The organism is Actinokineospora sp. NBRC 105648, assembly GCF_030269645.1.
GTDB lineage: Bacteria > Actinomycetota > Actinomycetes > Mycobacteriales > Pseudonocardiaceae > Actinokineospora.
On the sequence record NZ_BSTR01000095.1, the window covers coordinates 1875 to 5094 of the forward strand.

Below are 3220 nucleotides of genomic sequence, written 5' to 3' on the forward strand. Positions count from 1 at the left end.
GTGTCTGGTTGGTGTTTGAGAACTGCACAGTGGATGCGAGCATCTTTGTAGTAAGTGTCTAAGGGCACACGGTGGATGTCTAGGCATCAGGAGCCGATGAAGGACGTAGGAGGCTGCGATAAGCCTCGGGGAGCTGCCAACCGAGCTGTGATCCGAGGGTGTCCGAATGGGGAAACCCGGCACCAGTCATGTGGTGTCACCCGCATCTGAATATATAGGGTGTGTGGAGGGAACGCGGGGAAGTGAAACATCTCAGTACCCGTAGGAAGAGAAAACAACCGTGATTCCGTGAGTAGTGGCGAGCGAAAGCGGAGGAGGCTAAACCGTGCACGTGTGATACCCGGCAGGGGTTGCGTGTGCGGGGTCGTGGGACCTTTCTGACAGTTCTGCCGGATTGTCGAGGAGTGAGAAAACACCATGGTTAGTGGAATGCGCTGGGATGCGTGACCGTAGAGGGTGAGAGTCCCGTACGCGAAAATCTGGTGTCTCCTGAGAGTGTTCCCAAGTAGCAGCGTACTCGTGAAATTCGCTGTGAATCTGGCGGGACCACCCGCTAAGCCTGAATACTTCCTGATGACCGATAGCGGACTAGTACCGTGAGGGAAAGATGAAAAGTACCCCGGGAGGGGAGTGAAAGAGTACCTGAAACCGTGTGCCTACAAGCCGTCAGAGCCTTTTGGGGTGATGGCGTGCCTTTTGAAGAATGAGCCTGCGAGTTAGTGCTGCGTGGCGAGGTTAACCCGTGTGGGGTAGCCGTAGCGAAAGCGAGTCCGAATAGGGCGGTTGAGTCGCGTGGTCTAGACCCGAAGCGGAGTGATCTACCCATGGCCAGGGTGAAGCGTCGGTAAGACGTCGTGGAGGCCCGAACCCACCAGGGTTGAAAACCTGGGGGATGAGCTGTGGGTAGGGGTGAAAGGCCAATCAAACTCCGTGATAGCTGGTTCTCCCCGAAATGCATTTAGGTGCAGCGTCATGTGTTTCACCATGGGGGTAGAGCACTGGATGGTCTAGGGGGCCTACAAGCTTACCGAAATCAACCAAACTCCGAATACCGTGGTGTGAGAGCGTGGCAGTGAGACTGCGGGCGATAAGGTTCGTAGTCGAGAGGGAAACAGCCCAGAACACCAGCTAAGGCCCCTAAGTGTGCGCTAAGTGGGAAAGGATGTGGGGTCGCCCAGACAACCAGGAGGTTGGCTTAGAAGCAGCCACCCTTGAAAGAGTGCGTAATAGCTCACTGGTCAAGTGGTCCTGCGCCGACAATGTAGCGGGGCTTAAGCGCACCGCCGAAGCTGTGTCATTCACATATTACATTCGCTCACATGCTTGACGTGTGGGTGCAGTGGTGTGGATGGGTAGGGGAGCGTCGTGTCACCGGGGAAGCGGCGGAGTGATCCAGCCGTGGAGGTGACGCGAGTGAGAATGCAGGCATGAGTAGCGAATGACGAGTGAGAACCTCGTCCGCCGAATGACCAAGGGTTCCTGGGCCAGGCTAATCCGCCCAGGGTAAGTCGGGACCTAAGGCGAGGCCGACAGGCGTAGTCGATGGACAACGGGTTGATATTCCCGTACCCGTGTGGACGCGTCCCTGGTGAGGTCGGTGATACTAACCGCCCGAAGCGACTGGTCTCTTCGGAGATTGGGAGTGGAGCGCGGGATCTGATCCGGTAGTAGCCAAACGATGGGGTGACGCAGGAGGGTAGCTCCGCCAGCTGTTGGTGTCTGGTGTAAGCGTGCAGCCCGCGACATAGGCAAATCCGTGTCGCATGAGGGTGAGGCGTGATGCATAGCCGATTGAGGCGAAGTAGAGTGATCCCATGCTGCCGAGAAAAGCCTCTAGTGAGTTTCCACGCGGCCCGTACCCCAAACCGACACAGGTGGTCAGGTAGAGAATACCGAGGCGATCGGGTGAACTATGGTTAAGGAACTCGGCAAAATGCCCCCGTAACTTCGGGAGAAGGGGGGCCACAGCGCTTGAAGCTCCTTGCGGGCTAGGGCGAGGTGGCCGCAGAGACCAGCGAGAAGCGACTGTTTACTAAAAACACAGGTCCGTGCGAAGTCGCAAGACGATGTATACGGACTGACGCCTGCCCGGTGCTGGAACGTTAAGAGGACGGGTTAGTCCCTTTGGGGGCGAGGCTCAGAATTTAAGCGCCAGTAAACGGCGGTGGTAACTATAACCATCCTAAGGTAGCGAAATTCCTTGTCGGGTAAGTTCCGACCTGCACGAATGGCGTAACGACTTCTCGACTGTCTCAACCATAGGCCCGGCGAAATTGCACTACGAGTAAAGATGCTCGTTACGCGCGGCAGGACGGAAAGACCCCGGGACCTTTACTATAGCTTGGTATTGGTGCTTGGTTCGGTTTGTGTAGGATAGGTGGGAGACTGTGAAGTCCGCACGCCAGTGTGGGTGGAGTCAATCTTGAAATACCACTCTGATCGTACTGAGTGTCTAACTTCGGACCGTGATCCGGTTCAGGGACAGTGCCTGGTGGGTAGTTTAACTGGGGCGGTTGCCTCCCAAAGGGTAACGGAGGCGCCCAAAGGTTCCCTCAGCCTGGTTGGCAATCAGGTGTTGAGTGCAAGTGCACAAGGGGGCTTGACTGTGAGACTGACAGGTCGAGCAGGGACGAAAGTCGGGACTAGTGATCCGGCGCTGGCTGGTGGAAGCGGCGTCGCTCAACGGATAAAAGGTACCCCGGGGATAACAGGCTGATCTTGCCCAAGAGTCCATATCGACGGCATGGTTTGGCACCTCGATGTCGGCTCGTCGCATCCTGGGGCTGGAGTAGGTCCCAAGGGTTGGGCTGTTCGCCCATTAAAGCGGTACGCGAGCTGGGTTTAGAACGTCGTGAGACAGTTCGGTCCCTATCCGCCGCGCGCGTTGGAGACTTGAGGAAGGCTGTCCCTAGTACGAGAGGACCGGGACGGACGAACCTCTGGTGTGCCAGTTGTCCCGCCAGGGGCATGGCTGGTTGGCTACGTTCGGAAGGGATAACCGCTGAAGGCATCTAAGCGGGAAGCTCGTTCCAAGATGAGGTCTCCTGCCCCCTTTGAGGGGTTAAGGCCCCCAGCTAGACCACTGGGTTGATAGGCCAGAGATGGAAGCCCTGTAAGGGGTGGAGTTGACTGGTACTAATAGGCCGAGGGCTTGCTACAAAAATGCTACGCATCCACTGTGCGGTGTCTGAGACACCAACCACCCCCGCCACCGCGGGAC

Annotated in this window: 1 rRNA gene; it reads left to right on the forward strand. The window is 57.2% G+C overall.

Features of this window, described 5'->3' with window-relative positions:
• Window positions 1-48 precede the first annotated feature (48 nt).
• Window positions 49-3159: ribosomal RNA gene (locus tag QSK30_RS36455) — 23S ribosomal RNA — on the forward strand.
• Window positions 3160-3220: the final 61 nt, after the last annotated feature.